This is a genomic window from Klugiella xanthotipulae, from assembly GCF_006716695.1.
Taxonomy (GTDB): Bacteria; Actinomycetota; Actinomycetes; order Actinomycetales; family Microbacteriaceae; genus Klugiella; species Klugiella xanthotipulae.
This window is the reverse complement of record NZ_VFPN01000001.1, coordinates 425,555-452,312: the sequence shown is the minus strand read 5'-3', so window position 1 is coordinate 452,312 and position 26,758 is coordinate 425,555. Positions and strand designations below refer to the sequence as shown.

Here is a 26,758-nt window from a genome sequence, read left to right as displayed (position 1 = left end):
TTCAATTTCTCGCTGCCCGAATAGTTGAGAGATGTGACGCATGGCAAAGATCGGTGGTAACGACCCCACGGGGTACTCGTATAGTGCAGCGGATTCGCTGAAAACTGCGATCAGTAATCTTGTGAACGCCATTGATAATCAGCGAAGTTCGCGTGCTAGCTACGTGCGGACGGCGCAGCAGGATTTCCGGGGCTACTTTGCAGAGGCGTTCGCCCGAAACTCCGGGGTGGCTTCGCGCAGTGCGTCCGCGCTGGCGGGCGAGTTGCAGACACTCTCCGGATACGTCACCGAGTTGCGCCAGGCCGCGGAGGACGAGGACAAGCGACGCACAGACGCCCGCGCATGGGCCAAGCGTCAGCGGGAGCGGGAAGAGAACTGGTTTGTCGGGGCGGGGCATGAAATCTCTTCGTGGTTCGGGGCGGAGGACGACCCGAAACCGCCGTCCCCGGCACCGGAACCTCACCTCACCTCCACTGCGGTCACCGTTTCTGGCCGCGATATTCCCGCTCAGGGCGGCGGCCGTGGCACCTCGTCTGCGGTCCCTGCCCATCTCCGGTCCTTCCAAACCGGTTGTCACAATCTTGATCAGCAGCTCACCTCCCAGCTCGCCTCGTTTAAAAATGCACTCTCCGACTACGAGACGGGGTGCAACCCGTGTTGGGGAACCCTCAACGCGCAGTCCCTCGCCACGGCGTTTAAGACCTGGCTCGATGCCAATCAAGAGGACTCCGAGTGGGCGGGTGTTGTTGCCGGTGTGTTCGAGGCCGCTGGTGGGGGCTCCGGTGTCATCTCGGTATCGGATGCGTCCCTGTCCGCCGCCCTCGCATCGGCAGGTATCAACACACAGCGCGATGATTTCACCATCGAGCCGTTCTCGGCCGTCGGCACCCCGCCCACAAACGGTTACTCGGATGACCCGGTGAACACCGCAACGGGCAACTTCCTGGAACCCGAAGTTGATCTTCCGTTTATGGGGGCCGCCGCGTCGTTGCAGTTCACCCGCATGTACAACTCTCTTGACCCGCGCCTCGGCGTCTTTGGCGTGGGCTGGGCGTCACTTCTCGACACCCGTCTTGACCTGGATGATGAGGGTGCCGGGTTTGTCATGAGTGACGGCCGCCAGATCCGTTTCCCGCGCCTCGGCGACGGCTGGGGCCGCGGCATTGACGAAAACTACTGGCTCGCCCAGGAGCCACGAGACGCGCTTCCCCTCCGTGGTGATGATGTCGGCCGCCATGCGTTTGTTGTTCGCAACAACTCCGGCGGATGGTGGGCGTTCACACCGGCGGGGGCCTGGCTCGGCTCTGGCAACGGGTCGGGCACGGTCATCCTGGTGTCCCGCGATACCTCCGGGCGCATCACCCGATTGGTGCATGAACGCGGCCGCTCTGTGGAGGTTGAGTATGTCGGCGATCGCGTCGCATACGCCTCTGCGTCGGACGGCCGCAGGGCAGAGTACCTCTACGACGACGCCGAGCGGCTAATCGGGGTGCAGGATGCGGTCGGCACACGACGGTACCGATGGACCGACCAGGGGCTCATTGATCAGGTTACTTCTGCCTCCGGAGTGGTCGAGTGCGAGAACACCTATGACAGCACCGGCCGCGTCATCCGCCAGGTGACCCCGTACGGACGGAGCGTCCGGTTCGCCTACCTACGTGGGCGAGTAACCTCGGTCTCGGATGACGACGGCACCAACGCAAACACCTGGATTGCCGACCGCAAAGGTCGCGTGGTGGGGATCATCGACGCCGAGGGAAACCGGCAGTCGATGGCGTACGACCAACACGGGAACCTGGTCTCGGCCACGGAACGAGACGGCCAGGTTACGGTTCACGCGTTTGATGATCGCGCCCGGAAGATTCGGACGGTAACCCCCGAGGGCGCTGACCTCACCTTCGGCTACGACGACCAGGATCGGGTCACAACGGTCGTGACCGCCTCGGGCGGCACCGTGAACTATACCTACGCGAGGAGCGAGGATCGGAACCCGAGCGTGGTGACCGACCCCGGAGGCGGCCGGACCGAGTTGACGTGGGCGCACGGCCTCCTCCTGCGTACCGTCGATCCTGAGGGCGTCTCGATCACATTCGAGTACGACCCGTTGGGGGACCTCGTCGGCATAACAAACGCCGCCGGTGATACCTCACGCCTCGTGCGGGATCACACCGGACGCGTGGTCGAGGCCGTCACCGCGACGGGGTGCCGCACGCGCTACCGATACGACGACGCGGGGCTGCTGGTGGGCCGCGAAGACCCGGACGGGTCGGTGTGGCGCTTCGAGCACGGCATCGGCGGACGAGTGATCGCCGTCATTGACCCGCTGGGGGCGCGCACCGAACACGGATACGGCCAGCACGGCGAGCTCGTCACCACCGTTGACCCGCTGGGGCGGGCAACGCACAAAGACTTCGACGAGTTCGGCAACGTCTCCGCGGTGACCCTGCCGGACGGCGCGGAGTGGGGTTTTGCCCATGACGCTCTCTCGCGGCTCCGGACAATCACCGATCCCGCTGGGGGCGTGTGGGGGCGTGAGTATGATGTCACCGGCAATCTTGCCGCGACAGTGGACCCGACCGGGGTGCGCACTGACATCCTCCGGTCACGTGCCGACGGCATCCAGACCGTCCGGGGGGCCTTCGAGCAGAACACCATCCACCGGGACGAGTTCGGGCGTCCGACCCGCATCGAGCAGAGCGACGGCTCGGCCGACCTCATGGTCTATGACGCCTGCGGCCGACCCGTCGAGATTCTCAACGCCGACGGCGGCTTGACCCAGATCGAGCGCGACCGCGCGGGCCGCGTCGTGCAGGTTACCACCCCGGCCGGGATGACCGCCCGGTATGAGTATGACGAGTGTGGTCGCCCCGCCGTCGCGATAGACGCTACCGGTGCTCGCACGACCCTCACCTACGACGCTGATTCCCGGGTGATTGCCCGAACCACCGCCACCGGTGAGATCGCCGAGACCGAGTACGACCGGATGGGTCGGGTCACGCTGGAACGCGCGCCCGGCATCGGGGTGTCACGGTACCGCTACGACAAGGCCGGTCGCCTGACGGGGGCGCAGGATACCCGGTACGGCAAGCGCGAATTCCGGTACGATGCCGCCGGCCAGCTCATCGCCGCGGTCAACGGCCTGGGCGGCGTCACCACATACGAGTATGACGAGCGCGGCCGGTTGGTGACGACCATCGACCCGCTCGGTGGTGAGACTCGTCGCACGTACACAGCCGGTGACCAGGTTGCCTCGTCCACTGACCCCCTGGGCCGGGTGACCACCGCCACCTACGATCCGGCCGGCCGGCAGCTCACCCAGACCGACCCCGACGGCAACACGACGGAGTGGGAATACAACGGTGCCGGCCTCGAATCCGGGATGCGCGTCAACGGGCACCTCACCGCCCAGATCGTGCGGGATGCCCGAGCCCGCACCGCGACAATCACCGACCACACCCGCGATAACGCCGGGATCACGCATACCCTCCACTTCAACCGTCTGGATCGCCTCGTCCGCCGCACAACCGATGACGGCGCGGCACAGCGCGAGACAGCGTGGGAATACGATGCCGACGGCAACAGGACCGCGCTGATCGCCCCGGACGGTACGAGGGTGGAGTATCAGCGGGATGCGGCCGGGCGGATCACCCGGATTGTGCACGGCACCTTCGGAGAAGCCCGCCTCGACTACGACAAAATGGGCCGCCTCACCGAGACTCGCACGGGTGACTCGCTGCACACATGGGAATACGAGAACGGGTATCCCGCCCAACACACCCGCACGACAGCGGAGGGCGCAGACGTCACCCGCATCATGCGCGATGCCGAGGGCCGCATCACACAGATAAGCGACCCGGCAACCGCCGTCACGTATTCGTACGATGATGCCTGTCAGTTGGTCGGAGCGGCAACCGCCAACAGCGAATCTACCTGGACCTACGACCAGGCCGGCCGCCTCCACACCGAATCGGTTGCAGGCCACACCCGCTCGTTCGGCCATGACGCTGCCGGTCAACTCCTCGCCGTCACGGACTCGCGTGACGAAACCACCCGGTACGAGTACGACGGACAGGGCCGCCGCGTCAGCTCGGTCACCGGTGAGAGCCGCACAGACTACCAGTGGGATGGGCGCGGCTGGCTCTCGGGTGTTTTGGAGTGTGGTCTGGATGGGACTCGTGAAACTGAACTTTGGGTGAATGCCCTGGGTGAGCTCTCGGAGGTGGGTGGCTCAACGCTCGATTGGGACGCCGCGTCTGGCGTTCCTTCTCTTCTGCGGGTGGATACCACTACTGTATTCACTGGCCCGGCCGGAATTATCGGTATCGGAAACGAATGGGCACCCGCTGGTTGGCGGTCTGCTCGTGTAACGGATGCGAATGACCCCTGGCAGGTGTTCGCTAGCATCGGTGGTGGCGATGCCGCCGGTGGGTTGGGGATGCCCGGCGGGGTTGCGGTTGCTGTTGATGGTGGCCTTGTGGTTGCTGGATTGGAGTGGATGGGTGCACGCGCCTATGACTCGGTATCTCGCGGATTCCTGTCGGTAGATCCGCTCTCGCCCGTTGTTGGGGCGGCATGGGGTGGTAACCCTTACTCTTACGCTGGTAATGATCCTCTTCACGCTACTGATCCGTGGGGGCTCGCGCCGGTTACTGATGAGGAGCTCACGGGGTATGCCGATAGTCTTCAAGGTCCTCTTGCGCAGGCTGCGGGGGCTGCTGGGCACTGGCTCGCGGATAACTGGGAGTATGTTGCTGGTGGTGCTCTGGTCGTTGCTGGTGGTGTTCTTATGGCTACGGGTGTTGGTGGGCCTATCGGTATGGCGCTTGTCGCTGCGGGGGCTGATGCGATTATTCAGAAAGCTACTACAGGTGAGGTTAACTGGGGGCAGGTTGCTGTTAGTGGTGCGTTTGGGCTTGTTGGTGGTGGCCTGGCCACCGCGATTGGGCGTCATGCTGTGGGGAATGCGGCCGAGGGGGCGTTGGAAAGTGTTGCGCAGTATGCGGTTAGTGGGCAGCCTCTTACTGTTGAAGGGTTCCTCAGTACCGCTGCCAGCGGCGCAGCCCTGTCGGCCGCCACCGGTGGTGCCCTCAGTAAGGTTGACGTGCCTACCCCGACCGCGAAACTCGGAGACCAACCACCAACACCAGTTAATGTTGTTCCGTCCAGTGGAAACACGTTTGTCGTCACCCCAAACGGAACGACATATGATATTCCTGCTGGTTGGCCGCTCCGAGAAGCAGACAACGGGAGAGGGCTCGTCGCCCAAAGACCTGGCACTTTAGACGACGTGGACTCAATACGCATAATGGAACCCACATATAGATACCCGAACGGTTACGGTGTGTACTATAATTCGGGCAACCAACCGATCAACCCGAGTACCGGCGGACCGGGGACTCGCGCAGAAACACACGTTCCAGCTGAAAGGATCGGAGAGTATCTAAATTGGCCAAACTAGCCGATATACAACGTTCCCTCACTGGGGTTTTGATTAGCAAGATAGAAGTCGATTTTCGAGTAACTCTCGTATTTCTTGATCATGGCTCCTTGGCCCTATCTTGTCCATTCGAGATACGACTAAAAGACCGTTCGGCACTAACCATTGATCCGGAAGGCCCTAAAACCGATCTCCTCCCCGTTCTTGAGTTTGTAAACGAATCAATTCAGGAAATCATGATAAACCATCAAGGAATTCTCTTAACAGCGTCTAATGGAATGAAAATACGCACTTACTCGGATCCGGACTATGAATCTTGGAAGCTCAGCCTCAATGGGCCTGAGGGGGCTCTAGTCATTGCATTACCTGGAAAAGATTTGGCAATTTGGGGGCCAAGTCCATCACAAAAACTTACAGACACTAAACATCCATGAGGTTCATAAAAATGGGGGGGTCCTACTAAATGAGTGATGGTTTGTTTCGTGAGAGAATTGAGTTAAAACACCTAATTCAATAGAAACAAACCGTCTCATGTACTCTACAACAGGATTCACCCGTGAGGGTATCCAGCAGATCTGTGTCCTCGTGCGGCCCTGTGACCCGATGCCTGCTCGTCAGCGCGGGCGTCGGCAAGCGTTCGGATTGTTCCAGAAGATCGTGATCGTCTTGACGTACCTGCGGCGGAATCGCGGAAACCTACGGTGTCTGCCAGGTCACGATCTCGAACATCATCACCCGCTACGTTCCCGTCCTCGCGGGTATCTTCACGGCCTATACCCCGACCGTGCATGATCTGACCCTGACGAGCAACTCATTCTGGATGGCACCCTGGTGCCCTGCTGGTCCTGGAAAACCCGGCCAGAGAACTACTCAGGGAAACATTCAACCACCGGATTCAACCTCCCAGTCGCCTGCTCGTTGAACGGCGCACTCCGATTGAGGAGCTCACGGGGTATGCCGATAGTCTTCAAGGTCCTCTTGCGCAGGCTGCGGGGGCTGCTGGGCACTGGCTCGCGGATAACTGGGAGTATGTTGCTGGTGGTGCTCTGGTCGTTGCTGGTGGTGTTCTTATGGCTACGGGTGTTGGTGGGCCTATCGGTATGGCGCTTGTCGCTGCGGGGGCTGATGCGATTATTCAGAAAGCTACTACAGGTGAGGTTAACTGGGGGCAGGTTGCTGTTAGTGGTGCGTTTGGGCTTGTTGGTGGTGGCCTGGCCACCGCGATTGGGCGTCATGCTGTGGGGAATGCGGCCGAGGGGGCGTTGGAAAGTGTTGCGCAGTATGCGGTTAGTGGGCAGCCTCTTACTGTTGAAGGGTTCCTCAGTACCGCTGCCAGCGGCGCAGCCCTGTCGGCCGCCACCGGTGGTGCCCTCAGTAAGGTTGACGTGCCTACCCCGACCGCGAAACTCGGAGACCAACCACCAACACCAGTTAATGTTGTTCCGTCCAGTGGAAACACGTTTGTCGTCACCCCAAACGGAACGACATATGATATTCCTGCTGGTTGGCCGCTCCGAGAAGCAGACAACGGGAGAGGGCTCGTCGCCCAACACCCAAACCATCTCGCCGTCGGAAATGGAAAGGAAAACGAAATTCGCATTATGCAACCAGACACCAAAAACCCTGATGGGTACAGCCGCTATTCAAATGTAAACGGACAGTATCTCGACCCCCGTGCCGGAAAACCAAGCAACAACCCAAACACGCATGTCCTTACAACGCACCAAGGCACGTATCTAGGATGGCCACAATGAGCTCAATTGATCTAAATCTTTCGGAAGCTGAAGTTATACAGATTCGGATTGATTATCAAGTCACACTCATATTTTCCGATTCAAGTTCCGTTGTCATCGAATGCCCCTTTTCGCTGCGTGGCGCAACCGGTATTGAAAAAATTGTTGATCCTGCAGGTAAGAAAAATCAACTGGTCGAATTTCTTGAGCTTCACACGAGCAAAGTCTTACGCGGATATGTGTCTGATAGTACCCTCAATCTAGAGTTCTCAAACGGCTCGACCTTGACCTGTCCACCATCACTTGAGTACGAGGCTTGGAGTTATTTTGGTACAGGAAAGGAGCCTGAGCGAATTATCGCAACACCCGGTGGAGAACTGAGCATTTGGAACGCCATGGCAAAGCCAGACTGAGTCTGGACCGCCTACCCCACGAACACACCAGGGAGTCCATCATGAATTTTACTTCAGAGCAAGTATGAGGTTTATTAAACGGATCTAAGGTGAGAATCATGGAACCGTCAGGACCAGCACCACTCCGCGCATCCTTTGAAAACGCAAACGGACAACCTGTTGACGCATTCACCGGTAAGCCCGCTCATGCCCCGAAAGGTTTGGACCCGAACGATAAAAAGGCTTATACCCGAAACCATAACCACATAAACTTGGAGCCGTAGAAATGACCTATAGGGAAGAAGAAAGCATGTTAGATATCGCAACGTCTGAACTGCCCCTTCGCATTACTTTTGCTGCAATAGAACCCGATCCAATTCTCACGTTAAGTGGAAAAAAATGGTCATCTAATTATGTTTGCGACTGGCTTATGCGAGGTCCGGGAATCTACCTCGATCGGTACAATTATAATAACATCGTTACTCCGGATGAAGAACTCCTTACTAGCAAGGATGTGGAATTTCTTCTCGGGCGAGAAATCATCGGAATCACATCCACACCAGACATGATAAATCCGACTTTTCATATTTCCGGAGAGGTGGATCTCACCATATATGCCGAGACCGACATTGACCCGTGGGTACTAAGTCTGCCGGATATAACACTAGTTGGCTCTATGGGTCGAGATGAAAACGGGAATCCCCTGCCGAAACCTCAAGCTGGAGTTCAGTAATTGACCTTACAGCCATGGTATAACGGACCTTAACCCCCAATAGCCTGGCCCTTACTAACACTGGTCATTAGTCGTGAAGGTGACCTAGCGCTATGTCGCTGCGGGGGCTGATGCGATTATTCAGAAAGCTACTACAGGTGAGGTTAACTGGGGGCAGGTTGCTGTTAGTGGTGCGTTTGGGCTTGTTGGTGGTGGCCTGGCCACCGCGATTGGGCGTCATGCTGTGGGGAATGCGGCCGAGGGGGCGTTGGAAAGTGTTGCGCAGTATGCGGTTAGTGGGCAGCCTCTTACTGTTGGAGGGCTCCTCAGTACCGCTGCCAGTGGGGCGGCGGTGTCGGCTGCCACTGGTGGTGCCCTTAGTAAGGTTGATGTGCCTACCCCGACCGCGAAACTCGGGGACCACACACCAACACCCACGCGCGCCGACTTTGTCGTAGGCTCAAACGGAGTCGCGATCCCTACCAGCCGCACACGGCTAGAAGAAGGCTTCATCAACGCAGGACTGCCCAACAGCGCCACGAGATCACCTGGAACCGAGTACATACTGCCGGACGGATCTAAGGTGAGAATCATGGAACCGTCAGGACCAGCACCACTCCGCGCATCCTTTGAAAACGCAAACGGTTACGCCATCGATCCCATTACAGGCAAACCTCCACACCCACCTGCAGGTGTTGCTGGAGCCGCCGCCAGAAATTATATTCGTTCAAGGACTCACATAGAATTGGGATTATGACTCTCTCAGAATTTTCATCGATGACTAAACGAGAAGTTCTCACTAAAGCCTTACCTCTGCGCATCAGTCAGGCAAATTCTGTTCCCGACCCGACACTTTGGATGGCAGGTGCTGATTGGTCATTTTACTTCATATGCCCTTGGCTCCTAAAAGGACCGAACATAAAAATAGACAGATACAATGACAAGCTTGAATCAATCAATGAAAGAGAACTCAATGCCAGCGATCTCTCCTTTCTTATTGGTCGCGATATTTATGAAGTTTCATCTGATGAGAATTTAGTAGATGCTGTATTCTATATTTCTGGCGGAGTGGAACTTGCTATTCATACCGATACAGATTTAGATCCTTGGGTTATAAGAATTCCTGGAATTACTCTAGTGGGTGGAATTACCGCTTAGAGCGAAGATCTCACGCAATAACTCGCCTCGTTGACCGGGGCTCGCTGCTGCGGGGGCTGACGCGATATAAAGGCTTCATCAACGCAGGACTGCCCAACAGCGCCACGAGATCACCTGGAACCGAGTACATACTGCCGGACGGATCTAAGGTGAGAATCATGGAACCGTCAGGACCAGCACCACTCCGCGCATCCTTTGAAAACGCGGGTCGAGACCCTGTCAGTGCGTTTACAGGCAAGCCCGTTCACGCTCCGAGAAATTTTGACAGAACAGAACGAAATCTTTACATCCGAGAACGCACACACCTAAATTTGGAGCCATAATGTCAACATATAGGGAAGATGAAAGCATGCTCGATACTGCGCTATCAGCGCTGCCTCTCCGCATCGGTTATGCAAACATGTCTCCCGACCCCGTCCTGGTACTTAGTGGCGAAGGCTGGGGATCAAACTACATGTGCGACTGGCTCCTCACCGGCCCAAACTGCCACATTGATCGCTACAATGAAACCGGCGTTCTATACACCGAAGAAAACCTACTAACCGGCGAAGACGTGAAATTTCTTCTCGGGCACGAAATCATCGGCATCACATCCACCCCCGACATGATCAACCCCATCTTCCACATCTCCGGCGGGATAGACCTCATCACCTACGCCGACACCGACATCGACCCCTGGGTATTAGGTCTGCCGGGTATAACACTAGTTGGCTCTATGGGCCGAGACGAAAAGGGGAATCCCCTACCGAAACCTCAAGCTGGAGTTCAGTAATTGGGGGCATGCTTGGCGGTTTCAAGGAGCTATCGCAACACCTTCTCCAGGAGGTTATCGTGGCGGTTTCGTGGGATCAACGGTGTATCGCGTACTCAATGCTGCTCTCCGGCACATCGGCGCAAACAACGGCGCGACGGTTCAATGTGAACACCGGTGCGGTTGTCGAATGGGCCAGGCTTGCAAGCATGATCATTCGCATGGGCGCTCGGGGTGGCATCGAACCAGTGGCAGACTCGTACGCCGAGAAGTCTCAGCAGCCTCACGCGTATCGGCGCCTCACACGAAGGCAGAGGCGCGCTTCGGCATGAGTTGACGGTGGTGAAAGCACTCCGAACGGGCCGGAACCGGAGAACACCAGCCTCACGCTTACCTTCTCGTGAGGTGCGTCCTTGGCTCGCGGGAGCTCGGATCACCGATCGTCCAGCCGCAGCTTCTGATCGTGCTGTCCCTGGACACTGGGAAGGAGATCTTGTTGTCGGTCCCGGGAACTCTGGCCTCGTCACACTTGTGGAGCGGGCCACGAGATTCGCGTTGATCGGCCGGCTTCCTGGCACACGTGATTCCAAAACGGTGATCGATATCCTCCAGCAACAAATTACGCAGCTACCGGGCTGGTTGCGGCAGACGCTGACCTGGGATCAAGGGCAAGAAATGTCACGACACCGAGAATTTACCGTCGCGACAGGCTGCCCGGTGTTCTTCTGCGATCCGCATTCCCCCTGGCAGCGGGGATCGAATGAGAACCTCAATGGCCTGATCCGTGATTACTACCCCAAAGGCACCGATTTCAACACCATCAGTGATGCAGAGATTCAGGCCGTGACCGTTCAGCTCAATGACCGTCCGCGCAAGACCCTCGGCTTCCACACGCCACGTGAGAAACTAGACGCACTTATCGGCAGTGTTGCGATGGCTCCTTGAAACCGCCGAAAACCCACAGCCATGGCATAACGGACCTTAACCCCCAATAGCCTGGCCCTTACTAACACTGGTCATTAGTCGTGAAGGTGACCTAGCGCTATGTCGCTGCGGGGGCTGATGCGATTATTCAGAAAGCTACTACAGGTGAGGTTAACTGGGGGCAGGTTGCTGTTAGTGGTGCGTTTGGGCTTGTTGGTGGTGGCCTGGCCACCGCGATTGGGCGTCATGCTGTGGGGAATGCGGCCGAGGGGGCGTTGGAAAGTGTTGCGCAGTATGCGGTTAGTGGGCAGCCTCTTACTGTTGGAGGGTTCCTCAGTACCGCTGCCAGCGGCGCAGCCCTGTCGGCCGCCACCGGTGGTGCCCTCAGTAAGGTTGACGTGCCTACCCCGACCGCGAAACTCGGGGACCAACCACCAACACCAGTTAATGTTGTTCCGTCCAGTGGAAACACGTTTGTCGTCACCCCAAACGGAACGACATATGATATTCCTGCTGGTTGGCCGCTCCGAGAAGCAGACAACGGAAAAGGGCTAGTAGCTCAGCACTCCGGTGCTCTTAAAAACTCAGACTCCATTCGAGTAATGGAACCAACTGGTCTATATCCCAATGGTTATAGCGTTTATTACAACTCCTCGAACCAACCATTAAACCCAAATACCGGAAAGTCTGGATCCCGAGCGGAAACGCACGTACCAGCTGAGAGATCAGGAGAATACCTGGGATGGCCGACCTAGATACCATTCAAAATTCCCTACAGGGTGTTCTAATAAATAAAATCGAACTCGATTTCCGAATCACTCTTGTCTTTGAGGAGTTTGGGTCCTTAGCGCTATCCTGCCCGTTCGAGATAACTTTGACTGACGAAACCGTGAAAATAGTTGACCCAGAGGGCTCAAAGTCAGAGCTCGCTCCCGCCCTTGAAGTCGTCAACACGACGATTAAAGACATTTCAATAAGTAGCGAGGGGGTTGTTCTAAGAACATCCAATGGAATGAAGATTCGCACATACTCCGACCCTCAATTTGAATCTTGGGTGCTCAATTTAGACGGTCCCGAAGGGGTTTTAATTATTGGTTTACCGGACGGGGAAATCGGGATTTGGGGCCCTAATGCCACTTAAGATTTATATACAGGTTGCGATAACTCGACCCTGCCGCTTTGAACGGAAGTCACCTCAGCTCCTTTGTGGGTAACGCTCTCGACCCGCAGGGGCTCGCGCCGGTCACCGATGAGGACCTCACGGGGTACACCGATAGTCTCCAAGGCCCCCTCTCCCAGGCTGCGGGAGCTGCCGGGCACTAGCTCACAGACAACTGGGGGTAGGTCGCCGGTGGTGCCCTCAGCAAAGTTGATGGGCCTACCTCGACCGCAAGACTCGGGAATGAAATACCAACACCACTAGCACCCACACCCGGCGACTTTGTCGGAGGCTCAAACGGAGTCGTAATCCCTACCAGCTACACACGACTAGAAGGACGAAGGTACGTTTACAACCCCACGGGGTACCGTAGAGGGGTGCCGACCCCGCGGGTGTGGCGGAGAGGAGCATGGCCGTGACCGACGCGATTGTGGTGGGTGCCGGGCCCAACGGTCTGGCCGCCGCGGTACTCCTGGCTCGTGCCGGGCTGGGCGTGCACCTGATCGAGGCGGCGGATACTCTCGGTGGCGGGCTGCGCACGAGCGAGTTGACCCTGCCCGGGTTTCTGCACGACGAGTGCTCCGCTGTGCATCCGTTGGCCCTCGCCTCCCCGTTTTTTCGGGCGTTTGAACTTGGCCGCCGCATCGACCTGGTGGTGCCAGAGGTGTCCTACGCCCACCCCCTCGACGGTGCCCCCGCAGCCCTCGCCCTGCGCAGCCTGGAGCAGACCGCCCACCGACTCGACGCCCACCGCGCGGGCGACGGCCGCGCGTGGCAGAACCTGCTCGGTCCCCTCGTGGCCCGGGCGGAGGGTATCGCCCGGGCCACCCTCGACCAGCTACTTCAACTGCCCCGCGACCCGGCCGCCGCCGCGCTCTTTGGCCTGGCCACCCTCGAACAGGGCACCCCGCTGCGCACCCGTCGCCTCGTCGGCCCGGCCCCGGCCGCGCTGCTCGCCGGGGTGACCGCGCACATCCCCGGCCCGCAGCCCTCGCTCATGACGGCCGGTGGTGGCCTCGCACTCGCCGTCACGGGCCACACGGGGGGCTGGCCCGTCGCCGTGGGTGGCTCCGCCTCAATCGCCCGCGCGCTGGCCGAGGATGCGGTGGCCCACGGTGTCACAATCGAGACGGGTCGCCGCGTGCGTCACCTCGACGAACTCGCGGATGCCGACGCTGTCATCCTGGACGTCTCACCCGAGCAGTTCCGCGACCTGGCCGGCGGTCAGCTGCCGCTGCGCTACCGGCGGACGCTCGCCCGGTACCGTCGGGGAGTCGCGGCGTGCAAGGTGGACTTTGCGCTCAGCGGACCCGTGCCATGGTCCGACCCGGAGCTGCACCGTACCGCCACCGTGCATCTGGGCGGCACGCGGGAGCAGATCGCCCGGGCGGAGGGGGAGGCGGCGGCGGGCCGACATCCCGAACACCCCTACGTGCTCGTGACCCAGCCCACCGCCTACGACCCGAGCCGTGCGCCCGCCGGAAAACACACCCTCTGGGCCTACACCCACGTGCCCAACGGGTCCGCCCTTGACGTGTCCGGGCGGATCATCGAACAGATTGAGCGGTTCGCGCCGGGCTTTCGTGAGGTGATTCTCGCCACCTCGGTGCGTACCGGGCGGGACCTGGCCGCGCACAACCTCAACTACGCGGGTGGCGACTTTATGGGTGGTGAGGTGAGCCTCACGCAGATGCTGCGGCGGCCCGTTCTCTCGCCGGTGCCCTGGGCCACCCCGCTGCCGCGCGTCTTCCTGGGCTCGGCCTCCACCCCACCCGGCCCCGCCGTGCACGGACTGGGCGGCTATTACGCCGCCCGCACGGCGCTGAGCCGGGTCTTCGGCATCCATTCGCTGCCGTACCTGGGTGTGCGCGGCTGACTCGCGGCACGGGATGCCAACGGTTAATCACCGTAATTTCTGTGATAAGTGCAACAAACTGGCAACAAAAGGGATATTGTAACCGGTTACAGCGTTGTGCGGCAGCCAGCGTGTGCAAAGGTTGCCTGTCCGAAGTGCTGCGTGCCGCAGGGTGTAACCCGCGGCGAATCGCGGCCAGCTCTCCACTGAAGGATCCCCGCAGCATGAGTCTTTTTCGCACAAAAAGCATCGAAGCGTCCATCGCGGACACGTTTGAGGAGGGCCGCACGCTGAAACGCACCCTCGGCCCCTGGGACCTCGCCATCATGGGGGTCGCAGTTGCGGTGGGGGCCGGTATCTTCTCGGTGGGGGCGAAAGCGGCCGGCTCGTTTGCGGGGCCCTCGGTCATCCTCTCGTTCGTCCTGGCCGCCGCCACCTGCTTTCTCGCCATCATGTGTTATGCCGAGTTCGCCTCAAGCGTTCCGGTTGCGGGTTCCGCCTACACCTTCACCTACGCCACCCTGGGCGAAGTGCTCGCCTGGATTATCGGCTGGGACCTGATCCTCGAAATCCTCACCGCCGCGGCCGTAATCGCCAAATACTGGGGCATCTACCTGAGTAACGTGTTTGAGTACTGGAACTGGGATATCCCGAGCACCATCAGCGTGCTGGGTCTCGAGGTGAGCTGGGGTGCGTTTGTGATCGTGGCGATCTTCACCGCCCTGCTCGTGGCCGGTACCAAGCTCTCGGCGCGTGTCTCGAACGTGTTTACGATCATCAAGGTGGCGATTGTGCTCTTCGTGGTGGTTGTCGGGTTCTTCTACGTGAACCCGGCCAACTACACGCCGTTTATCCCGGACGCCCAGGAGGTCACGGGTAACGCCGCGGCCGTGTGGGAGCAATCGCTCTTCTCGTTCCTGAGCGGTGCGGCCCCCAGCCACTACGGTATCTTCGGGATGCTCGCCGCAGCTTCACTCGTTTTCTTCGCGTTTGTGGGTTTCGACGTGGTGGCCACGAGCGCCGAAGAGGTCAAGGACCCGCAGAAGAACCTGCCGAAGGGGATCTTCCTGGGTCTGGGCATCGTCACGGTACTCTACGTGCTCGTCTCGCTCGTGATCACGGGGATGGTGCCCTACACCGACCTGGCGGATGCCGGCGGGGACGCCTCACTTGACCTGGCCTTCCGCCTGGTGGGGGCCGACTGGGCCGGGCAGATCATCTCGGTGGGCATCCTCGTGGGCCTGACAACCGTCATCATGGTGTTGTTGCTGGGTCTGGCCCGGGTGATTTTTGCGATGAGCCGGGACGGCCTGTTGCCGCGTTTCCTCAGCAAAACCGGTCGGCACACGCACACCCCCATTCGTACCCAGGTGATCTGCGGGGTGATCGTCGCGTTCATCGCGGGGCTGACGGATGTGGGGGTGCTCGAAGAGATGATCAACATTGGCACGCTCTCGGCTTTTGTGCTCGTGAGTCTCGGCATCCTGGTGCTGCGCACGAAGCAGCCACGGCAGCAGGGCGCGTTTCGGGTACCGTTCTCGCCGTATGTGCCGATCCTCTCGGCGGCGCTGTGCCTGTGGCTGATGTTCAACCTGACGACGCTCACGTGGGTTCGGTTTCTCGTCTGGTTGGCGGTCGGGTTTGTGATCTATTTCACCTACAGTCGGCGCAACTCGGTGCTCGGCCGGCAGCAGCGGGCACAGAAAGAAACGGAGCGGGCTGCGCCCGCCGAACCGCCATCCCGGGCCTAGTCGTCGCACCCGGTGGGCCTCGAATGCGGGGCTACGCGGCCGGGGGCGCCGGGGCGTTGTCGCCCGGGTCGTCGTCATCATCCTCGTCCTGGGCGATTCGTACCGAGGCCAACTCGTCGGCGATGAGCAGGTCCCGGCGCACGTTGTCGGCGCGGTACGCCGAGCGGCCCACGAGGTGCGCCGAGATGGGCTGGGTGAGGTACTGGATGACGAGAATCACGATCACCGAGGAGGCCGCCGACCAGGTGAAGTTCTGCAACACCACCGCGATCAGGATGCAGGTGAGCCCCAGAATCTGCGGTTTTGTACCCGCGTGCAGCCGAGAGAGCACATCGGGGAAACGCAGGATACCCACGCCGGCGGCTACCGAGAGGGCCGCCCCGATAACCAGCAGCAGCGCCGTCAGGAGGTCGCGGATGAGATCACTATTCACGGTTCCTCCCGCCGCGAGATGAAACGGGTGATGCTGATCGAGCCGGTCACGCCGAAGAAGGCGAGCACCACCAGAACGGGCAGGGTATCCGCGTGCCGGTTGATCGCCATATCGGCTCCGAGGCTGCAGAGCACAATTGCGAGCAGGACATCGAGGGCCAGGATGCGGTCCAGGGCGGTCGGCCCGATGATCACGCGGGCAATCGCGCAGATCGCCCCGATCACGAGGAAGATCCCCACGATGAGACCGGCGAGGTGCAACAGGCTCATGGCTCGCTCCGTTCCGCCCGGAGCCGGGCCACCTCCGCGCGCGAGCCGAGGGCCATCGTGAGGCGCACCTCCGTGGCCCGCACCGAGCGGCGCACCTTTTCCAGGTCGATGTCGTCGTGAACATCAAGAATATGCAGGTACAGTCGGCGTTCCTCACGGTCGGCCTCGACCACGATCGTTCCCGGCACGAGAGACACGGCCTCGACCGTCCAGGTGAGGATGAGGTCGCTGCGGGTGTGCAGGTCGATTGCGATGATCGCGTTGCTGGGCGTGTAGCGCCAGTTGACGGCGAGCCAGGCCACGTGGATGCTCGCCCGGATCACGTCGATCATCATCCGTAGTGAGAAGAGCAGCAGGTGCCAGAAACTGATCCGGCCGCCGAAGTCCACCGGGGGGAGGTAGAAGACCCGGCCCAGCAAAATGCTGATGAGGCAGCCCGTGATGATCGTGGTCCAGGTGATCTGGTCCCAGAGCAGCATCCAGATCACCACGAGACCCACCTGCGCGAGGAGGGTGCCGAGCAGGCTGGCTGGTTGTCCGGTTGTGCGGGAGGTACTCATCCGTTGCCTCCGCCCAGCACAGCCGTGAGATAGCTCGACGGGTCGAGGAGGTCGGCGGCGGCCCGCCCGGCCAGGTCCATCAGCGGCCCGGCACAAAAAGTGAGGGAAACGGTGAGGCACACCATCACGATGGTGGTGCCCACCATGAGCCGCGGTGTGGTGCTCTGCACCTTGCCGATGGTGGCCTCGTCGGTCTCCTGAAGACTTTCGAGCATGGGGGAGGTGTACCCCTCCAGCTCCGATTTTCCGCGCCAGAACACCATATTCCATACGCGCATAAGTGCGTAGAGGGTTAGGAGGGAGGTAACCGCACCGGCTGCGATGACGACCCAGACGAGCCATCCACCCTGCTCGCTGCCGGCTAAGAATAGTCCCACCTTGCCGATGAACCCCGAGAACGGCGGGATGCCGCCCAGGTTGAGTGCCGGAATAAAGAACAGGATCGAGATGAGCGGCGCGGCCTTGAGCAGCCCGGCCAGCCGGTTAATGGAGGTGGTGCCGCCGATGCGTTCGATCAGGCCGGTGACGAGAAAGAGCGTGGTCTGCACCGTGATGTGGTGCACCACGTAGAAGACCGTCGCGGTGAGCCCGCTCAGGCTCGCGAGTGCGATGCCGAAAATCATGTAGCCGATGTGACTCACGAGCGTAAACGAGAGCAGCCGCTTAATGTCTGCCTGCGCCACCGCCCCCAGGATGCCCACGAGTAGCGTGAGCAGCGCCACCCACAGCAGCACCTGGCTGAGCTGTCCGCCGGGGAAGAGCAGGGTCTCGGTGCGCAGGATCGCGTACACCCCCACCTTGGTGAGGAGACCGGCAAACACGGCCGTGACGGGTGCGGGGGCGGTGGGGTAGGAATCCGGTAGCCAGAACGACACCGGATACACGGCAGCTTTGACCGCGAATCCGATCAGCAGGGCGGCGTGCAGCAGCAGTTGTACGTCGCCGGGCAGCTCGCCGAGCCGCTCGGAGAGCTGCGCCAGGTTGACGGTTCCTGTTGCGCCATAGACGAGTGCGATGGCCCCGAGGAAAAACACGGAGGAGACGAGGCTCACAATGATGTACGTGGTGCCAGCCCGGATGCGCACCCCCGTGCTACCAAGCGTGAGGAGCACGTAGCTGGCCGCGAGGAGCATCTCAAAACCCACGTACAGGTTAAAGAGGTCACCGGCGATGAATACGTTGAACAGTCCGGCCGCGAGGACCAGGTAGCTGGGGTGGAAGATCGAGAGGGGGGTTTCCTGGTCGCCATCCGCGATGCCCTGCCCCACCGAGTACACGAGCACCCCCAGCAGCATGAGTGCCGAGATGACGAGCATGATGGCCGAGAGCCGGTCTACCACGAGTGTGATGCCCCACGGTGCCGCCCAGCCGCCCACCTGCACGGCCAAGGTACCGCCCGCATCGACGATCACGAGCAGGGCGATGCTCACGAGTGTGACGATCGTGAGCATCCCCACGCTCAGCAGTATCTGTAGCCTGCGGTTGCGGCTGACCACCAGGGTGGCCGCGGCACCGAGCAGGGGCAGAATCACAACGAGCGGGACGAGCCAGGTCATGGGCGGTCACCGGCCTCGGGCACGGAGGCTGCGTCTGTCGGGTGCGGGGGAGTGCTCGTTGCGGGTGTGTCATCGTCATCGTCCGAGGCGTCGAGTGCCTCCTGGATAGCCTCGTCATCGTCGTGGGCCTGCTCAAACACCTGGGCGCTGTCCTCGTCGTCCTCATCTTGGTCACTCAGCACCGTGTCACCATCCTCGCCCAGTTGCGCGAGCCACCACGAACGGTAGATGAGGGCGAGGAGAAACGCCGTGATGCCAAAGTTAATCACGATTGCGGTGAGGATGAATACCTGGGGCACCGGGTCGGCTAGACCCGCCGCATCCCCACTATCTGGTGTGATGGGTGCGCTGCCCGGTCGGCCGCTCATCAGGAAGATGAAAATGTTGACCCCGTTGCCCACGAGCAGGAAGCCGAGCAGGATGCGCGTGAGGTTGCGCTCCATCATCACGTAGAGGCCCACAGCGAAAAGCACGCTGGCCAGAACCAGCAGGGTGAGAGATGCGCTCATCGGTTCGCCTCCGCGGGGGAATCGGTGAGCGTGTCGTTTGCCTGCACGCCCTCGTCCAGGTGTCGGTCGATCTCGGCCCCGAGGCTGCGTAGCACGTCGAGGATGAGGCCGACCACCACCAGGTACACGCCGATATCGAAGAGGGTGGTGGTGCCGATGCTGATCTCGCCCACCCAGCCAAGGTCTTGCTGGAACCAGGTAGATTGCAGCACCTCGCCGCCCAGGAACAGCCCGAGCAGTGCGGTACCCGTTGCCAGGAGGATGCCCGTGCCGAGGATCCGGCCGGCATCAATCCCCAACGCTTCACCCAGCTCGTAGCGCCCGCCAGCGAGGTAGCGCGTAACCAGGGCAAGGCCCGCGACCAATCCGCCAGCAAAGCCTCCGCCGGGCATATTGTGACCCACAAAGAGGAGGTAGAGCGAGAGGACGATGGCCGGGTGAAACAGCAACCGGGTGAGCACCTCCACCAGGATGGAGCGGTTACGGGCCGAGAGTGTGCGTCCGGCGATGAGGAAAGCGCCGCGCGTGGGGGCGTCGGGATCGGGCAGGAGGGTGGAGCTGTCGCCGTTGAGCACAGTGGCGCTACGGGTGTCTGGTTCGAGCACAATTGCGCGGCGGTTGCGTAGCTGTCGGGTGGGTCGGGCCTGGGGCAGTTGGGGTGCTCCGCCCGTGCGCTTGTTCACAAAGATGAGACTCGCGATGCCCGTTGCCACGACAACCAGCACCGCGATTTCACCCATCGTGTCCCACGCGCGGATATCAACGAGCATCACATTGACCACGTTGTGACCGTGGGCCTCGAGGGCAAGTTCCGGCATTCGTTCGGAGACGCTCTCGTGTTGGCGTGCGCCCAGGGCGATAAAGCCTGCGATACCCAGGACGCCCCCGGCGGTGGTTGCCACGAGAGCCTTGAACACCTGGTGGCGGGGTCGGTGCCGGGTGATCATATCGCTGGGCAGGCGGCGCAGCACCAGGACAAAAACGACGAGGGTGATTGTCTCGACGAGCGCCTGGGTGAGGGCGAGGTCGGGTGCGCCCTGCACGGCAAATAGTGTCACCATGCCGTAGCCCGTCACTCCCACGAGCAGCACGGCCGCGATGCGCTGGGTGGCTCGGGCAGCGCAGAGGGCCGCAATAATCATGGCGACGGCAATGAAGACCTGGGCGGGGTAGTCCCACAGCGTGACCTCGTTCGGCCAGGTGCGGTTCATGATGGTGGCCGCACCCACGGCCGCGATGAACACGCCCAGGACGGCAGCAATGTAGCCGGGGAGACCGAAACGCTGTACCCGAACCGTGATCGCGTGCGAGAACGAGTCAATGTATCGAATGATCTGCCAGTAGGCACCGCTCGCGTTGATCCACGGCGGCACGGTGGCCTGGAACCGGGTGACCCGGATGCGCTGCCACACCACCACGGCACCCACCATCACCACCAGCGCCGTGAGTACGAGGGCCGGTTCGATCCCGTGCCACAGCGCCAGGTGGTAGTCGCCAGTGCCGAGGGTGTCGGCGTAGGCGCTCAGGGCGTGGTCGAGCCACGGGGAGGCGAGCCCGGCCGCGACCGTGAACAGGGCAAGGATGCCGGGGGCGATCAGGATCACGCCGTTATCCGGGTGGGTGACGGGTGTGGCCGCGGTTTCCCGCTTGACCGCGAACGCGCCCCAGAGGAAGCGTGCCGAGTAGGCGAAGGTGATCACCGAGCCGACAACGATGCCGACCAGGGCGATCCAGCCCCAGGCATCCCCGGATCCGCCCGAGTCGAAGAGGGCCGTGAATGCGGCCTCTTTCGCAACAAAGCCGAAGAACGGTGGCACCCCGGCCATCGAGGCCACCGAGACGAGTGCGATCACTGCGAGTACGGGTTGGCTGCGCCGCAGGCCCGAGAGTCGGCGCAGATCGCGCGTGCCTGTGCGGTGCTCGATGATGCCGACAGTCAGGAAGAGCGCCGCCTTGTAGAGGGTGTGTGCAACCAGTAGGCTCGCCGCGGCGAGGGCCGAATCTCGGCTGCCATAGCCTGCGATGAGGGCGAGGAACCCCAGCTGGCTGATGGTGCCATAGGCCAGCACGAGCTTGAGGTCGTTCTGCCGCAGGGAGCGCCACCCGCCCACGAGCATTGTGATGAGGCCCACGGTGATCAGGGTCTCACGCCAGCCCGGGGTGTCGGCAAAGCCGGGGGCGAGGCGCGCGATCAGGTAGATGCCCGCCTTGACCATGGCCGCCGCGTGCAGGTAGGCGCTGACAGGGGTGGGGGCCTCCATTGCGGCGGGTAGCCAGAAGTGGAATGGCACGAGCGCGCTTTTGCTGCCCGCCCCCACGATCACAAGGATGATCGCGGTGGAGATTATTGGTCCGTGCAGGGGCGTGGCCACGATCACGGCGAGTGAGGTGCTACCCGCCTGGACCACGAGTATGGCCACGCCCACGAGCATCGCGAGCCCGCCGAACGTGGTCACCAGGAGTGCCTGGATGGCCGCACCCCTGCTCTCTTTACGGCTGGTGTAGTGGCCGATGAGCAGGTAGGAGAGCACGCTCGTTGCCTCCCAGAAGATGAACATGACGACCACATCGTCGGAGGTGACCAGCCCATACATGATGCCCGCAAACAGGAGCAAGATGCTGGCGAAGCGGCCGAGGGCGGGCTCGCTCGGCGAGAAATAGCTCGCGCAGTAGAGGAGGACGAGGGCCCCGACCCCCGTGACGATGAGGGCGAGGAGCCAGCTGAGGGCATCGACCCGGAAGGAGAGCGCGATACCGAGCTGGGGAATCCAGGGCACCGACTCGGTGTATTCTCCGCCGGCGATGACCGTGGCGGATTGGGTGAGGGTGTAGACGAAGGCGGCTGCGGGCAGGATTGCCACCACCGAGAAAACGCGAGTCCCCCACCAGCGAGTCAGGAGAGGGGTGGCCAGGGCTAGGGCGGCGAAAGCACAGACGACCAGCAGCATGAGCCTCCTCCCCCCTCGTTTTTATCCCGCGTTCACTCCGGTGCATCCTTTCGAAAAGGATACCGATATCCGGGCCGATCCGAACGTGCCGGGGGCGCGTGGTGGAACAACCGTGTGTATTTCGGGTAGGTGAGGGGATGATGGGGCTCGGGTGCACCCCCTCCGGCGATTCCGAGGCGCGACAAAGCTCCGTGCGGCGTGACCGCACGGAGCTTTGTGACGGATGCCTGGTAGAGGCGTCCGGGCGGCGACATCGCCGCGCGGCACATCACGTTATCCAGGGCAGTGCACAACAGGGTGACGGTGTAGCAGCGCGATAACGCTGCGGAATCGTCATGAGTCACGCGCACGGGTGCAGTGATGATTTCCCCGGGCGATGAGGTTCTTCGTGAGATCAACGCGCTCTCAGTGGTGGAGAGCGACTACCGCCTCTGTGGTCAGGAGGCGAGTGTTGCTGTTGTGATGCTGAACTAGGATGCGCGACGGGCGCGTGCGGCGCGACGCTTGAGGGCGCGGCGCTCATCTTCGCTGAGGCCGCCCCAGACGCCGGAGTCCTGACCGGTCTCGATGGCATACTGTAGACACACTTCGGTGACCGTGCAGCGTGCACAGACCGATTTAGCCTTTTCGATTTGGTCTACCGCCGGGCCGGTGTTCCCCACGGGGAAGAAAAGTTCCGGGTCTGCCGTGAGACAGGCTGCCTGTTCGCGCCAATCCATGCGTGTGCTCCTTGTATATATATGTGTAGGCGCAACGAAAAAACACTCCGAAGAGGAGAGACTGTTTCTCGCGCCATGGGGGGAAAATCTATGGGGGTAACAGAGTCGCACACAACCCCGTGCGCGAAAACTCAACAGGCAATATACTCCCATAGAGTCAGCAGCAAATCAATAGTTTTGAGGTAAATATATGGCCGATCAACTGTCCTCTAATAACCAACACGAAGTGCTGCACGGACGGCCTTTTTCTCTTCTTGTCGCCCTGCTCGCTCTGCAGACCTGTGCACTCGTGGCGGCCAGCGCATGGTATACCTTCGAGCTCTTCACCGCATCCCCCGATTCGCTGGGCCAGGCGCTCTTCCTGTACGCGCTCATCCTGCTCTCAACCCTGTGGGTTGCCGTGACCACGTGGGGTGTTTACCGTGAAACATCGTGGTCGCGCGGCTCTGCCGTCACGATTCAGATTCTCCAGATCGCTATCGCGGTTGGTAGCTTTCAGGGCCTCTACGCGCAGCCTGTCGTGGGTTGGATTCTTCTGGTCTCAGCCGGAACAGCGCTGATCTTACTGCTCCGCGCGGTGCGTGATCGCGGTGCAGCGGATCAGGCTCGGTCGGTACCCGGGGAATAGTTCGTCACCTGTACGAATAAAACCGGAACCGTGGAGAGGAGTGAGGGGCCCCGACCACAAGGTCGGGGCCCCTCACTCCTCTCCACCCGGTACCCAGCTACCGAACGAAGGTGTGGCCGTATCTACGCGCTGAGCCCGAGCTTCTTCCGCAGACTCGCCACATGCCCGGTCGCCTTCACGTTATAGAGCGTGTGGGTGAGGACGCCTGCCTCGTCCAGCACAAACGTGGAGCGGATGACCCCGGTCACCACCTTGCCGTAAAGGTTCTTCTCGCCGTAAGCCCCATAAGCGTGATGGGTTTCCACGCTCGCGTCACTCAGCAGCGGGAACGCGAGACTCTGCTCGTCGGCAAACGAGCGCAGCACCGCCACGGAGTCCTTGGAGATCCCCAGCACCCGGTAGCCGGACGAACCGAGCGAGGCCATGCTGTCACGGAAATCGCAGGCCTGGGTGGTGCATCCGGGCGTCTTCGCTGCGGGGTAAAAGTAGAGGATGACCTTTCCCCCACGCAGCGAACTGAGTGTGACGGGGGTGCCGTCCTGGTCGTCGAGGGTGAAATCGGGTGCGGTGTCGCCGGGGGCGAGACGAACGGAAACTGTCATGCCTCCTATCGTAACCAGGAGGACCCGCCATACGCACTCGCCGGACATCGGGCTGGGCAGCCCTCCGATGGTCTCTGCGTCTAGGTGGCAAACGTTTCGAGGAGTCGGTGTAGTGAGTCGATGCGCGCGGCCCCCACATCTCCCAGGCGCCCCTCCCGCACAGCCTGCGCGATAGCGCAATCGGGGGCATCGGCCCGGTGGGTGCAGCCCCGCGGGCATTCGAGCGCGATCTCGGCCAGGTCTGTGAATGAGCGCACAATGTTGTCGGGGTTGACATGGCCGAGCCCAAATGAACGCACACCGGGCGTATCCACCACCCACCCGGAGCGTTCGCCGTCGCGCAGTCGTAGGCTCACGGTCGAGGAAGAGGTGTGTCGCCCCCGTCCGGTCACGGTGTTGACGACGCCGGTCGCGCGCTCCGCGCTCGGCACCAGGGCATTGATGAGCGTGGACTTTCCCACCCCCGAGTGACCCACAAAGACGGTCTCGTGGCCGAGCAGTTCCGCCGTAATCTCCTCAACCGGGAAGCTGCCCTCCCCGCTCAAAAATGTGGTGACGCTGAGCCCGGCAAAGTTGTGCAGAAACTCACCGGGGTCGGCGAGGTCGGTTTTGGTCACGCACAGTAGCGGGCGGATGCCGGCATCAAACGCCGCCACGAGGTAGCGGTCCACCAGGCGGATGCGCGGCTCCGGGTTGGCCGCCGCGATGACGATCAGCATCTGGTCGGCGTTGGCCACGAGGACCCGCTCAACCGCGTCGGTGTCATCCGCGCTGCGCCGTAGCAGGGTGCGTCGCTCGTCAATGGAAACAATCCGCGCGAGGGTTCCCTCGTGGCCGGAGACGTCGCCCACGAGCCGCACGCGGTCTCCCGTGACCATAGCCTTCTTGCCCAACTCGCGGGCGCGGGTGGCCGTGATCGTGCGCTCGGCATCCGTGTCGGCATCCAGCAGCACCGTGAAGCGCCCGCGGTCAACGCCGAGAATCTGCCCGGGTACTGCATCGCTGTGTCCCGGCCGGATTTTGGTGCGTGGCCGGTTGCCCTTGGGGTTGGGCCGCACCCGGATGCTCGATTCGTCGTAGTCCGCGTAGGGCTCGTCGTCCTCGGTATCGTCCGCCCACCAACTCATGACCGAGACGCGCCCGTGACCATCGCGGTCCACAACTCCGTGAACTGGGGGAGGGTCTTTGCCGTCGTCTGCACATCGTTGATCTCGATACCCGCGACGGCCAGGCCGATCAGCGCGCCGGTTGTCGCCATCCGGTGATCCTGGTAGCTGAGCCAGACGCCGCCGTGCAACTCGGACGGCTCGATGCGCAGCCCATCAGCGAGTTCGGTGACCCGGCCACCCAGGCGGTTGACTTCGGTGGCGAGAGCCGCGAGTCGGTCAGTTTCGTGGTGGCGGATGTGACCGATACCCGTGATCGTGCTGGGCCCGGTGGCGAGGGCGGCCAGACCCACCATCGTGGGGGCCAGCTCCCCGGCCTCGCTCAGGTCAAGATCCGCACCCGTGATGGTTCCTGTCCCGGTAACCGTGAGTACCCCATCGGCGAGCGTTACCGCCGCACCGAAGTGGGGGAGCAGCTGCCGTAACTGGTCGCCTACCTGCGTCGTGTCCTCTGGCCAACCCGGAATGCTCACGGTGCCACCCGTGACGAGCGCCGCCGCGAGGAACGGGGCCGCGTTGGACAGGTCGGGCTCGATATCTCGTGTGGCTCCGGCAATCTCGCCGGGGAGGACCTTCCACTCGCCCTCGGCGGGTCGCTCCACGATAACGCCGCGGGCCTCCAGGGTGCGCACGGTCATGTCGATGTGGGGGATGCTCGGCAGCCGTTCCCCGGTGTGTACGATGTGCGCACCCTCGTCGAAGCGCGCGGCGGCCAGTGCCAGCCCCGAGACGAACTGGCTTGACAGGGAGGCGTCAATGTTTACCCGTCCGCCCGCAACAGAGCCCGTGCCGTGGATGGTGAACGGGAGCTTGCCGCGCCCCTCATCGGTGATATCGACCCCCAGGCCGCGCAGGCCCGTGATGATCGCCGACATGGGGCGCACGCGGGCCGACTCATCACCATCAAATGAGGTGGGTCCGAGGGCGAGTGCCGCAACCGGTGGGACAAAGCGCATGACGGTGCCGGCCAGGCCGCAGTCGATAGAGGTGCTGCCCAGCAGTTCGCCCGGTGTCACCCGCCAATCAGGACCGAATCCGCCGCTACCCGGAACCTCATCAATTGTGGCCCCCAGCAGGCCGAGCGCTTCGACCATGAGCTGACTGTCGCGCGAGTGTAGCGGTGCACGCAGCAGGGAGGGCGACGCTGCGAGTGCCGAGAGTACCAACTCGCGGTTGGTTAACGATTTGGATCCGGGGATACGGACCGTGGCGGTCAGTGGCTCGGTCGGAGTTGGCGCTGGCCAGTTCTGTGGCTCGCCCTCCTCGTCGAACTCGTCGCCGAAGGGGTTGAAGTCTGGCTGGGAATACTTCGAAATCAACATTGGTTGTTAACCCTAGCAAGCATTCTGCGTGTTATAGGCACGCATTGTGCACTCAATTTGTCGGCAAAAACGTTCGAAAGCCCTCCGCGGTATACGTGGATTCTCGACGTCGCGCAGCCCCCATCACGGCGCGCGTCAGCCCGCATCATGTTTAAGGAGTGTGTGTGATACCGG

Annotated in this window: 22 protein-coding genes and 1 pseudogene; 13 read left to right on the top strand and 10 right to left on the bottom strand. The window is 61.6% G+C overall.

Annotation, left to right across the window (positions count from 1 at the left end; genetic code table 11):
• The first annotated feature begins 40 nt into the window (after nucleotides 1-40).
• The 12 genes and pseudogenes from FB466_RS01970 (at nucleotide 41) to FB466_RS01920 (ending at nucleotide 15,872) form a co-directional block, all read left to right on the top strand.
• Complete coding sequence (locus FB466_RS01970) at nucleotides 41-5,458, top strand: DUF6531 domain-containing protein (protein WP_141915411.1); 5,418 nt, start codon at nucleotides 41-43, stop codon at nucleotides 5,456-5,458.
• A complete protein-coding gene (locus tag FB466_RS01965) occupies nucleotides 5,446-5,871 on the top strand; it encodes a DUF6188 family protein (protein WP_141915410.1) in 426 nt (141 codons plus the stop codon). Before FB466_RS01970 ends, FB466_RS01965 begins: the two co-directional genes overlap by 13 nt.
• A gap of 636 nt (nucleotides 5,872-6,507) precedes the next feature.
• Entirely contained in the window at nucleotides 6,508-7,191 is a 684-nt protein-coding gene (locus FB466_RS01960; protein WP_141915408.1) for a hypothetical protein, read from the top strand.
• Nucleotides 7,188-7,583 carry a DUF6188 family protein gene (locus FB466_RS01955; protein WP_141915406.1) on the top strand — a complete coding sequence of 132 codons (396 nt, stop codon included), beginning with the start codon at nucleotides 7,188-7,190 and terminating at the stop codon, nucleotides 7,581-7,583. Before FB466_RS01960 ends, FB466_RS01955 begins: the two co-directional genes overlap by 4 nt.
• 265 nt (nucleotides 7,584-7,848) lie before the next feature.
• Entirely contained in the window at nucleotides 7,849-8,295 is a 447-nt protein-coding gene (locus tag FB466_RS01950; RefSeq protein ID WP_141915404.1) for a hypothetical protein, read from the top strand.
• Nucleotides 8,296-9,027: 732 nt separating this feature from the next.
• A complete protein-coding gene (locus tag FB466_RS01945) occupies nucleotides 9,028-9,432 on the top strand; it encodes a hypothetical protein (RefSeq protein ID WP_141915403.1) in 405 nt (134 codons plus the stop codon).
• 322 nt (nucleotides 9,433-9,754) lie between these two features.
• The gene (locus FB466_RS01940) at nucleotides 9,755-10,204 is read left to right on the top strand and encodes a hypothetical protein (protein ID WP_141915401.1); all 450 of its coding nucleotides are present in this window, start codon (nucleotides 9,755-9,757) and stop codon (nucleotides 10,202-10,204) included.
• 285 nt (nucleotides 10,205-10,489) lie between these two features.
• Nucleotides 10,490-11,128, top strand: a pseudogene (locus FB466_RS01935) (IS30 family transposase); the annotation flags it as partial.
• 721 nt (nucleotides 11,129-11,849) lie between these two features.
• A complete protein-coding gene (locus FB466_RS01930) occupies nucleotides 11,850-12,248 on the top strand; it encodes a DUF6188 family protein (protein WP_141915398.1) in 399 nt (132 codons plus the stop codon).
• A 38-nt stretch (nucleotides 12,249-12,286) separates the two neighbouring features.
• Nucleotides 12,287-12,430 (top strand): hypothetical protein, encoded by a 144-nt coding sequence (locus FB466_RS13355; RefSeq protein ID WP_170205978.1) that lies wholly within the window; start codon nucleotides 12,287-12,289, stop codon nucleotides 12,428-12,430.
• Nucleotides 12,431-12,675: 245 nt separating this feature from the next.
• Nucleotides 12,676-14,142: a phytoene desaturase family protein gene (locus tag FB466_RS01925; RefSeq protein WP_425460884.1), complete on the top strand. Its 1,467-nt coding sequence runs from the start codon at nucleotides 12,676-12,678 to the stop codon at nucleotides 14,140-14,142.
• 203 nt (nucleotides 14,143-14,345) lie between these two features.
• Nucleotides 14,346-15,872, top strand: coding sequence for an amino acid permease (locus FB466_RS01920; RefSeq protein WP_141915394.1), 1,527 nt, complete (start codon nucleotides 14,346-14,348; stop codon nucleotides 15,870-15,872).
• A 31-nt stretch (nucleotides 15,873-15,903) separates the two neighbouring features.
• Here FB466_RS01920 and mnhG read toward each other — a convergent pair whose 3' ends face one another.
• The 7 genes from mnhG to FB466_RS01885 form a co-directional block, all read right to left on the bottom strand.
• The gene (gene mnhG, locus FB466_RS01915) at nucleotides 15,904-16,305 is read right to left on the bottom strand and encodes a monovalent cation/H(+) antiporter subunit G (protein WP_141915392.1); all 402 of its coding nucleotides are present in this window, start codon (nucleotides 16,303-16,305) and stop codon (nucleotides 15,904-15,906) included.
• On the bottom strand, nucleotides 16,302-16,574 hold the full coding sequence (locus FB466_RS01910) for an MrpF/PhaF family protein (protein WP_141915390.1): 273 nt from the start codon (nucleotides 16,572-16,574) through the stop codon (nucleotides 16,302-16,304). The genes mnhG and FB466_RS01910 overlap by 4 nt, the downstream gene beginning before the upstream one ends.
• A complete protein-coding gene (locus FB466_RS01905) occupies nucleotides 16,571-17,134 on the bottom strand; it encodes a Na+/H+ antiporter subunit E (protein ID WP_141915389.1) in 564 nt (187 codons plus the stop codon). Before FB466_RS01905 ends, FB466_RS01910 begins: the two co-directional genes overlap by 4 nt.
• Nucleotides 17,131-18,690, bottom strand: a complete 1,560-nt coding sequence (locus FB466_RS01900; RefSeq protein WP_141915387.1) for a Na+/H+ antiporter subunit D — start codon at nucleotides 18,688-18,690, stop codon at nucleotides 17,131-17,133. Before FB466_RS01900 ends, FB466_RS01905 begins: the two co-directional genes overlap by 4 nt.
• Nucleotides 18,687-19,199, bottom strand: a complete 513-nt coding sequence (locus FB466_RS01895) for an NADH-quinone oxidoreductase subunit K (RefSeq protein WP_141915386.1) — start codon at nucleotides 19,197-19,199, stop codon at nucleotides 18,687-18,689. Before FB466_RS01895 ends, FB466_RS01900 begins: the two co-directional genes overlap by 4 nt.
• Nucleotides 19,196-22,147 (bottom strand): Na+/H+ antiporter subunit A, encoded by a 2,952-nt coding sequence (locus FB466_RS01890; RefSeq protein ID WP_141915384.1) that lies wholly within the window; start codon nucleotides 22,145-22,147, stop codon nucleotides 19,196-19,198. The genes FB466_RS01895 and FB466_RS01890 overlap by 4 nt, the downstream gene beginning before the upstream one ends.
• A gap of 470 nt (nucleotides 22,148-22,617) precedes the next feature.
• Complete coding sequence (locus FB466_RS01885; RefSeq protein WP_141915383.1) at nucleotides 22,618-22,866, bottom strand: WhiB family transcriptional regulator; 249 nt, start codon at nucleotides 22,864-22,866, stop codon at nucleotides 22,618-22,620.
• Between the two features lie 190 nt (nucleotides 22,867-23,056).
• Between FB466_RS01885 and FB466_RS01880 the strand changes: the two genes are divergently transcribed.
• On the top strand, nucleotides 23,057-23,494 hold the full coding sequence (locus FB466_RS01880) for a hypothetical protein (protein WP_141915381.1): 438 nt from the start codon (nucleotides 23,057-23,059) through the stop codon (nucleotides 23,492-23,494).
• A gap of 122 nt (nucleotides 23,495-23,616) precedes the next feature.
• Here the strand turns inward: FB466_RS01880 and bcp are convergent, their stop codons facing one another.
• The 3 genes from bcp to aroA form a co-directional block, all read right to left on the bottom strand.
• Nucleotides 23,617-24,096: a thioredoxin-dependent thiol peroxidase gene (gene bcp, locus FB466_RS01875; RefSeq protein WP_141915380.1), complete on the bottom strand. Its 480-nt coding sequence runs from the start codon at nucleotides 24,094-24,096 to the stop codon at nucleotides 23,617-23,619.
• A gap of 80 nt (nucleotides 24,097-24,176) precedes the next feature.
• Complete coding sequence (rsgA, locus tag FB466_RS01870; protein WP_141915378.1) at nucleotides 24,177-25,223, bottom strand: ribosome small subunit-dependent GTPase A; 1,047 nt, start codon at nucleotides 25,221-25,223, stop codon at nucleotides 24,177-24,179.
• Nucleotides 25,220-26,584: a 3-phosphoshikimate 1-carboxyvinyltransferase gene (aroA, locus tag FB466_RS01865; protein WP_141915377.1), complete on the bottom strand. Its 1,365-nt coding sequence runs from the start codon at nucleotides 26,582-26,584 to the stop codon at nucleotides 25,220-25,222. The genes rsgA and aroA overlap by 4 nt, the downstream gene beginning before the upstream one ends.
• Nucleotides 26,585-26,758: the final 174 nt, after the last annotated feature.

Coding starts and splice junctions, on each gene's coding strand:
- FB466_RS01895 (WP_141915386.1), bottom strand. CDS start 19,199: ATGAGCGCATCTCTCACCCTGCTGGTTCTGGCCAGCGTGCTTTTCGCT.
- FB466_RS01890 (WP_141915384.1), bottom strand. CDS start 22,147: ATGCTGCTGGTCGTCTGTGCTTTCGCCGCCCTAGCCCTGGCCACCCCT.
- FB466_RS01880 (WP_141915381.1), top strand. CDS start 23,057: ATGGCCGATCAACTGTCCTCTAATAACCAACACGAAGTGCTGCACGGA.
- FB466_RS01925 (WP_425460884.1), top strand. CDS start 12,676: ATGGCCGTGACCGACGCGATTGTGGTGGGTGCCGGGCCCAACGGTCTG.
- FB466_RS01885 (WP_141915383.1), bottom strand. CDS start 22,866: ATGGATTGGCGCGAACAGGCAGCCTGTCTCACGGCAGACCCGGAACTT.
- rsgA (WP_141915378.1), bottom strand. CDS start 25,223: ATGAGTTGGTGGGCGGACGATACCGAGGACGACGAGCCCTACGCGGAC.
- FB466_RS01945 (WP_141915403.1), top strand. CDS start 9,028: ATGACTCTCTCAGAATTTTCATCGATGACTAAACGAGAAGTTCTCACT.
- FB466_RS01970 (WP_141915411.1), top strand. CDS start 41: ATGGCAAAGATCGGTGGTAACGACCCCACGGGGTACTCGTATAGTGCA.
- FB466_RS01940 (WP_141915401.1), top strand. CDS start 9,755: ATGTCAACATATAGGGAAGATGAAAGCATGCTCGATACTGCGCTATCA.
- aroA (WP_141915377.1), bottom strand. CDS start 26,584: ATGTTGATTTCGAAGTATTCCCAGCCAGACTTCAACCCCTTCGGCGAC.
- FB466_RS01955 (WP_141915406.1), top strand. CDS start 7,188: ATGAGCTCAATTGATCTAAATCTTTCGGAAGCTGAAGTTATACAGATT.
- FB466_RS01920 (WP_141915394.1), top strand. CDS start 14,346: ATGAGTCTTTTTCGCACAAAAAGCATCGAAGCGTCCATCGCGGACACG.
- FB466_RS01960 (WP_141915408.1), top strand. CDS start 6,508: ATGGCTACGGGTGTTGGTGGGCCTATCGGTATGGCGCTTGTCGCTGCG.
- FB466_RS01930 (WP_141915398.1), top strand. CDS start 11,850: ATGGCCGACCTAGATACCATTCAAAATTCCCTACAGGGTGTTCTAATA.
- bcp (WP_141915380.1), bottom strand. CDS start 24,096: ATGACAGTTTCCGTTCGTCTCGCCCCCGGCGACACCGCACCCGATTTC.
- FB466_RS01905 (WP_141915389.1), bottom strand. CDS start 17,134: ATGAGTACCTCCCGCACAACCGGACAACCAGCCAGCCTGCTCGGCACC.
- FB466_RS01900 (WP_141915387.1), bottom strand. CDS start 18,690: ATGACCTGGCTCGTCCCGCTCGTTGTGATTCTGCCCCTGCTCGGTGCC.
- FB466_RS01950 (WP_141915404.1), top strand. CDS start 7,849: ATGACCTATAGGGAAGAAGAAAGCATGTTAGATATCGCAACGTCTGAA.
- FB466_RS01910 (WP_141915390.1), bottom strand. CDS start 16,574: ATGAGCCTGTTGCACCTCGCCGGTCTCATCGTGGGGATCTTCCTCGTG.